Genomic DNA, 6530 nt, shown 5'->3' with positions numbered 1-6530 from the left:
TTTAACGTAATCGGCGTGTCCTGGGCAGTCTACGTGTGCGTAGTGACGAGTTGGAGTGTCGTACTCAACGTGAGAAGTTGCGATTGTGATACCGCGCTCACGCTCTTCTGGAGCGTTATCGATAGATGCGAAGTCTTTCGCTTCACCGCCGTACACTTTTGAAAGAGTAGTACAGATTGCAGCAGTTAGAGTTGTTTTACCGTGGTCAACGTGGCCGATAGTACCAACGTTTACGTGCGGTTTCGTACGTTCAAATTTTTCTTTAGACATGGGGTGTCCCTCTAGGTACGGATTTAGGTGGCTTTGACGGCCACGCAACCAAAAAAATTATTGGTGATATATCAAAAGGAAATAGCTGGAGAGCTGGTGCTGATAGGCGGATTTGAACCGCCGACCTCACCCTTACCAAGGGTGCGCTCTACCGACTGAGCTATATCAGCAACTCGAAAGAATTGGAGCGTGCAGCGGGAATCGAACCCGCATCATCAGCTTGGAAGGCTGAGGTAATAGCCATTATACGATGCACGCACACGTAATACTCTGAGAGCTATTTCCTTAAGAATATGGTGGGGGGGGACGGATTCGAACCATCGAAGGCAGTGCCGGCAGATTTACAGTCTGCTCCCTTTGGCCACTCGGGAACCCCCCCAAATTTTTAAAGCATTCTTACTCATTTAGGAAAGAATGGTGCCGACTACCGGAATCGAACTGGTGACCTACTGATTACAAGTCAGTTGCTCTACCTACTGAGCTAAGTCGGCACAAAGTGGAGCGCATTTTATTGAATGATTTTCCGCCTTGCAATACCCAATGAGAAAAAAAATGCCAAATGGCGAAAAAATATCTCTTTTGTACTGTTTTTGCTGCGATTTATTCAATTGATGGCCTAAGTTAGCGCTAAGTCATTTGAATTATTCAACGGTTATTGTATGTTGCTTTTCTTTCTACCACTAAGAACGAGAGAATCATGACACCTTATCTGTCTTTCAATAGAGACCAATGGTCAGAGTTACGTAATTCTGTACCTATGACCCTCTCCGAGGCTGATCTGATAGAACTGCAAGGTATCAATGAAAACCTCACGTTGGCAGAGGCTACTGAGATCTACTTGCCCCTCTCCCGTTTACTTAATCTATATGTAGAAGCACGCCAAAGTCGAAACTCTGTTCTTCACCGTTTTCTAAGTAATAGTCAACCAGCTCCGCCATTTGTCATCGGTATTGCAGGTAGTGTTGCGGTAGGCAAAAGTACAACTGCGCGTTTACTAGAGGCACTGCTTTCTCGATGGGAGAGTCACCCTAAGGTTGAGCTTATTACCACTGATGGTTTCTTACATCCAAATGAAGAGTTGGAATCGCGTGGCATTATGCGGAAGAAAGGGTTTCCAGAATCTTACGATGTAAAACGTCTGGTGCAATTCGTCTCAGATGTAAAAGCCGGAAAACGTAATGTAGAGGCACCAGTCTACTCACACCTCACCTACAACATCACTGACGAGAAAAAAGTAGTAGATAGACCCGATGTATTAATCATTGAGGGTCTTAATGTGCTCCAAGGTGAAATGAACAGCAATCGAGTGTTTGTCTCTGACTTCTTAGATTTCTCAATCTATGTCGATGCAGAGACACCGCAGATTAAACAGTGGTATATCGATCGCTTTATGAAGTTTAGGCAAGGCGCGTTCACCAAGCCTGGTTCTTATTTCAGTCATTATACTGAGCTTTCACAGCAGCAAGCGATTGATAAGGCTTCGTCTATTTGGGATAGCATCAATGGGATTAACCTTGAGAGCAATATTCTACCGACTCGAGAGAGAGCACAACTAATATTGAAAAAAGGGAGTAATCATACTGTAGAGCAAGTGTTGCTGCGCAAGTAACTCCCTATAGAGTCAGATGGGAGACTACTCACTGCTCCTTAGTGTCACAGCTTCTTAGTGAGATCTCACCACCGATATAACTTTCTATACCTTTATCGGTCTCAATTAATACAGCACCTTGCTCGTTAATACCTTGAGCAATACCACTAACAACTCGAGAGCCCATTAAAAGTTTTATCTCTCGGCTAATGAAGTTGTCTAATCGATTCCAACGCTCGACAAACCCGTTCATACCTTGGTATTCGTATTGCTCCAATGAATCCTGCCATGCATTGATGATCGCTGATGCGAGCTGATTACGCCCAATACGGTGGTCACCTAGCACTTCATCAAGAGATACCCAAGGTTGAGTAATGCCGCCTTGTTCACCAGACATCGATAGGTTCATACCCATACCGATAACAAGATTAGCGGCCCCCCCTGCTTGCCCAGACATTTCAATCAAGATGCCCGCCAGTTTCCGGTCTTGATAGTAGAGATCATTCGGCCACTTGAGCTTCACGTCTTCAACACCTAGCTGTTCCAACGCTTCAACAACCGACACGCCAATAACCAAGCTTAAGCCCATAGCTGCTGCCATTCCCGCTTCTAGCTGCCAATACATCGACATGTAGAGGTTAGAGCCAAATGGAGAGACCCACTCTCTACCCCGACGCCCTCTGCCTTTCGCTTGATATTCCGCGATGCATACTTCACCTGACTGACACTCTTCACCTTTATCCAACAAATACTGATTGGTGGAGTCAATAATAGGGATCAGTGAGATAGGTACTGATGTTTTGCTCTCCAAGCGAGCTTGATCTAGCAGTTCTATCGGCTTATTTAAACGATAACCTTTCCCTTGAACTCGGTAGATATCCATTCCCCATGCTTGAATACCTTGAATATGCTTACCAATAGCGGCGCGAGAGATTCCAAGCTGTTCACCTAAACGTTCGCCAGAGTGGAACTGCCCATCTGATAGTATCGACAGCAAGCTTAGTTTTGCTTTATGTTCACGCATCAACTCTTCCCTTGATTGTATCCAGGTCGGTTTCTTGATTTTGCCCCATAAATCGTACTTCGTGCTCTAGAGCAATAGCGTATTTACTCCAGATCTGCTGACGAACATGTTGGGCAAGACAAACGACATCTTCTGCTGTTGCCTCACCAGTATTAATCAACACTAAAGCCTGCATTGGATGAACTTGCGCCCCTCCAACAGAGAAACCTTTAAGATCACAGCGATCGATCAACCAGCCAGCGGCGACTTTTATCTCATCGCCACTTGGATAACCTACAATATCGGGAAATTGCTGTTGCAACTGATCAAACTGATCTTTTGCGATCACAGGGTTCTTAAAGAAGCTACCAGCGTTCCCTTGAACTCTAGGATCAGGCAGCTTGTTGCTGCGGATATCACACACTGCGTCAAAGACATGTTCAGGTGTTACTGTCGCTGAATCTAACGCTTTTAGTGGGCCGTAATGTGTGATTGGCTTCCATTGCTTATTTAGCTTCATACCAATCGAAACAATCACGACTTTCTCAAACAACTCACGCTTAAAGATAGAGTCACGATAACCAAATTGACACTCCAGCGAACTCAGTCGTTTGGTTTCCATCGAGTCTAGATATAGAACATCTACATATTCACAAACATCTTGAAACTCTAAACCATACGCGCCAATATTCTGGATCGGAGCAGAACCGGCACACCCTGGTATCATGGCTAAGTTTTCAACCCCTCCAATACCTTGGTTCACACACCACTTCACCAAGGAAGGCCAATCCTCTCCTCCTTCAATATGCAGATAGTGAAACTGATCATCCTCGTTATGACTAATGCCCTTCAATCGGTTAATCAACACCACACCTTCAAATTTTTCTGTGAAAAGTAGGTTGCTGCCTTTCCCTAACATCAGTTTAGGCAGAGCCTGCCACTCACTGCGGTTGTAGGCATCTACAATGTCTTTAACAGAAGATACTTCTACTAGAGCATGGCAGTATTGTTCTATTGAGAAGGTATGGTAGGGCTTTAAGTTGGTGTCTGGTATTAATTGCATGATCATCTAACTTCAAACTAAACTGCCAACATTCTAACCGATCTTAAAAGTACAGATATAAAAGAAATGGTTTCACTGACAATTACTCAATTAGATCCGATCAAACTTCCTTTAATTAAACGCATGTATAAAGCTCATTACCCATCCGGAAAGGCTAAAAGTGATGAACTTATTCTTGTCGGACAAGATGAAAAATCGATGTGCTGCTGTGTTCGATTCAAAACGATAGAGCAATATCGCCTATTAACGGGAATGTTGGTAATACCTTCACACCGTTCGTTAGGTGTAGGTCACCAATTGCTTGATTACTGCCAAGAGAAAATCCTTCAATCGACCGATTACTGCTTCGCATATACTCACCTTGAAGGAATGTATCAAAGCCACGGTTTCCATACTGTCGAGCAAGATGAGCTACCTAACCCACTACGTAATCTATACGAGCGTTATACTCGTCATGGTAAAGCCTTAATAGCAATGCAATATGAAGGCAATATCACCTGAAATCTTAAGCAATAGTTACCTTGATCTAGTATTTGAGCCTGGCTGTTTGATAATATAACAGGTTCGCAACTTGTATAATTAAAGGTCGCTAAACATATCATGATGGCTAAAACCAACCCTTTTGAAAGGCTGCCAAAACTCGCTATTGATGTAGACGATTTTGATGTTCTACATTCAGCACAAGAGTTTCGCTTACGTCTATTAGAAGAGATTCGCAATGCCAAGCAGAGAATCTATATTGCAGCTCTGTATCTGGAAGACGATGAAGCTGGTCGTGAAGTACTTTCGACTATCTACCAAGCCAAACAAAACAATCCTGAACTCGATGTCGCCATCTGTGTGGATTGGCATCGCGCTCAGCGTGGTCTTATCGGTGCTGAAAGCTCCGAAGGTAATGCGGCTATGTATCGAGAGTTCAGTGAGAAACATGAACACAAGGTTTCTGTGTATGGTATCCCTGTCCGCGGTCGCGAAGTCTTTGGTGTACTTCACCTTAAGGGCTTCATAGTAGATGATACAGTAATCTACAGCGGTGCTAGCCTAAACAATATCTACCTAAATAAGAAAGATAGATATCGATTTGACCGCTATCATCTAGTAAAAAATACAAAGCTGGCTGACAGCATGGTCAAATTTATCGTTAAAGAGATGATTGCTCATCCAGCGGTTAATGACTTAACTCAAAGCGATAAACCAAACACGAAAGAGATCAAACAAGCCATACGCCAGTTCCGTGGCTCACTTGCAGCATCGCGATATCATCTAGAGAATGAAGACGTATCAAATGAACAGGTTGCCATTACGCCTCTTGTCGGAGTTGGTAAACGCCGTAATAGACTCAACCAAAGCATTAACCAGCTGGTTGCTCTTGCAAAGGATGAAGTGTTCATCTGTACCCCTTACTTTAACTTCCCTAAAAGTCTGGCGAAGGAAGTAAAGAAAGCAATCAAACGTGGTGTGAAGGTAACCATTGTTGTTGGTGACAAAACTGCAAATGACTTTTTCATTTCACCTGAAGAAGAATTTAAGACCATTGGTGGCCTACCTTACCTATACGAGATGAACTTGCGTCGTTTTGCTAAGGCAAATGAAGCACATCTGGCAAGTCGCCAGCTATCTATTCACTTATGGAAGCATGACGAAAACAGCTATCACCTAAAAGGTATCTGGGTAGATAAACGTTATATGCTATTAACGGGCAATAACCTAAACCCACGCGCTTGGAAACTCGACCTAGAGAATGCTCTTTTAGTTCAAGATCACTTCCATCGCTTAACACCTAAGTTTGAGCAAGAAGTGGAGAACATCCTTAATCATACACAGCTAATCTGTACCTATAAGCAGCTAGAGAAGGTCGAAGACTATCCTGATGCTGTACAGAAGCTCCTACGTAAGATTACAAGAGTTAAGGCAGACAGAATCCTAAAACAGATTCTTTAGCAGATAACGTAGAACACTAGGCCCAGCAACAAGCTGGGCTTTTTTGTATCAAGGAGCTAGAGAGCTAGAGAGCTAGAGAGCTAGAGAGCTAGAGAGCTAGAGAGCTAGAGAGCTAGAGAGCTAGAGAGCTAGAGAGCTAGAGAGCTAGAGAGCTAGAGAGCTAGAGAGCTAGAGAATTTTGAGGGGAGAGGTGAGATTGTCAACCATTGTGCGATTGTAGATACGACTCTAGATATCTAGCTTTCTAAAAGCGAAGCGTTCTATAGGGCGTAGTCCGTCCTAAATTCTCAGCTCTTAAACGCAAGAAAGCCTCAGCATTTCTGCTGAGGCTTCTCAATAAGTGGCGGAATGGCTGGGCTTGCGCTCAAGCGGGACTTCCTAAACACCTTGAGAGAGGCTGTAACAGATTCTGTGTATCTGCCATCTAGTTAATGTATTTTTCTAATCGTTCCTCGAACTCGATAATAAATCGACTCATAGCTTGACGCCAGTTTTGAATGGGCATTGTCCATTTCTTGCTTGCGTCTTTGATCGCTAGATACACCATCTTGGTTGCGGCCTCGTCGTTTGGGAAGATCTTACGTTTCTTGAGTGCTTTCCGTATTACGCTGTTCAGAGACTCAATCGCATTGGTGGTGTAAATGGCCCGACGGATATCTTCAGAG

Annotated in this window: 7 protein-coding genes and 4 tRNA genes; 3 read left to right on the top strand and 8 right to left on the bottom strand. The window is 43.8% G+C overall.

The annotated features are described in order from the left end of the window. The 5 genes from DPF91_RS21645 to DPF91_RS21625 all read right to left on the bottom strand — a co-directional run. Positions 1 to 270: GTP-binding protein (locus tag DPF91_RS21645; RefSeq protein WP_241033858.1), on the bottom strand; the 270-nt coding region annotated here is incomplete at its 3' end. Between the two features lie 94 nt (positions 271 to 364). After that, positions 365 to 440 (bottom strand) — tRNA-Thr (locus DPF91_RS21640). A gap of 13 nt (positions 441 to 453) precedes the next feature. Continuing rightward, positions 454 to 528, bottom strand: a tRNA-Gly gene (locus DPF91_RS21635). Between the two features lie 36 nt (positions 529 to 564). After that, positions 565 to 649: transfer RNA gene (locus DPF91_RS21630), tRNA-Tyr, on the bottom strand. Between the two features lie 36 nt (positions 650 to 685). After that, a tRNA-Thr gene (locus tag DPF91_RS21625) sits at positions 686 to 761 on the bottom strand. A 206-nt stretch (positions 762 to 967) separates the two neighbouring features. Between DPF91_RS21625 and coaA the strand changes: the two genes are divergently transcribed. Next, positions 968 to 1879, top strand: coding sequence for a type I pantothenate kinase (coaA, locus tag DPF91_RS21620; RefSeq protein WP_117236499.1), 912 nt, complete (start codon positions 968 to 970; stop codon positions 1877 to 1879). A 28-nt stretch (positions 1880 to 1907) separates the two neighbouring features. On the opposite strand, the gene birA is transcribed toward coaA, so the two are convergent. Continuing rightward, positions 1908 to 2882, bottom strand: a complete 975-nt coding sequence (gene birA / locus DPF91_RS21615) for a bifunctional biotin--[acetyl-CoA-carboxylase] ligase/biotin operon repressor BirA (RefSeq protein WP_117236498.1) — start codon at positions 2880 to 2882, stop codon at positions 1908 to 1910. Continuing rightward, positions 2875 to 3924, bottom strand: a complete 1050-nt coding sequence (murB, locus tag DPF91_RS21610; protein ID WP_117236500.1) for a UDP-N-acetylmuramate dehydrogenase — start codon at positions 3922 to 3924, stop codon at positions 2875 to 2877. The genes birA and murB overlap by 8 nt, the downstream gene beginning before the upstream one ends. Before the next feature lie 66 nt (positions 3925 to 3990). On the opposite strand from murB, the gene DPF91_RS21605 reads away from it, so the two are divergent. Beyond that, positions 3991 to 4425, top strand: a complete 435-nt coding sequence (locus tag DPF91_RS21605) for a GNAT family N-acetyltransferase (RefSeq protein ID WP_117236497.1) — start codon at positions 3991 to 3993, stop codon at positions 4423 to 4425. 99 nt (positions 4426 to 4524) lie between these two features. Beyond that, positions 4525 to 5865, top strand: a complete 1341-nt coding sequence (gene pssA / locus DPF91_RS21600; RefSeq protein WP_117236496.1) for a CDP-diacylglycerol--serine O-phosphatidyltransferase — start codon at positions 4525 to 4527, stop codon at positions 5863 to 5865. 424 nt (positions 5866 to 6289) lie between these two features. Here pssA and DPF91_RS21595 read toward each other — a convergent pair. Continuing rightward, positions 6290 to 6530, bottom strand: a 241-nt coding sequence (locus tag DPF91_RS21595; RefSeq protein WP_164684266.1) for a transposase, incomplete at its 5' end; no start/stop codon positions are given.

The sequence above is a fragment of the Vibrio maerlii genome, from assembly GCF_003415655.1.
Taxonomy (GTDB): Bacteria; Pseudomonadota; Gammaproteobacteria; order Enterobacterales; family Vibrionaceae; genus Vibrio; species Vibrio maerlii.
The sequence above is the reverse complement of the archived record's forward strand: the minus strand, read 5'-3'. Positions and strand labels throughout refer to the sequence as shown.

Coding starts and splice junctions, on each gene's coding strand:
- coaA (WP_117236499.1), top strand. CDS start 968: ATGACACCTTATCTGTCTTTCAATAGAGACCAATGGTCAGAGTTACGT.
- birA (WP_117236498.1), bottom strand. CDS start 2,882: ATGCGTGAACATAAAGCAAAACTAAGCTTGCTGTCGATACTATCAGAT.
- murB (WP_117236500.1), bottom strand. CDS start 3,924: ATGCAATTAATACCAGACACCAACTTAAAGCCCTACCATACCTTCTCA.
- DPF91_RS21605 (WP_117236497.1), top strand. CDS start 3,991: ATGGTTTCACTGACAATTACTCAATTAGATCCGATCAAACTTCCTTTA.
- pssA (WP_117236496.1), top strand. CDS start 4,525: ATGATGGCTAAAACCAACCCTTTTGAAAGGCTGCCAAAACTCGCTATT.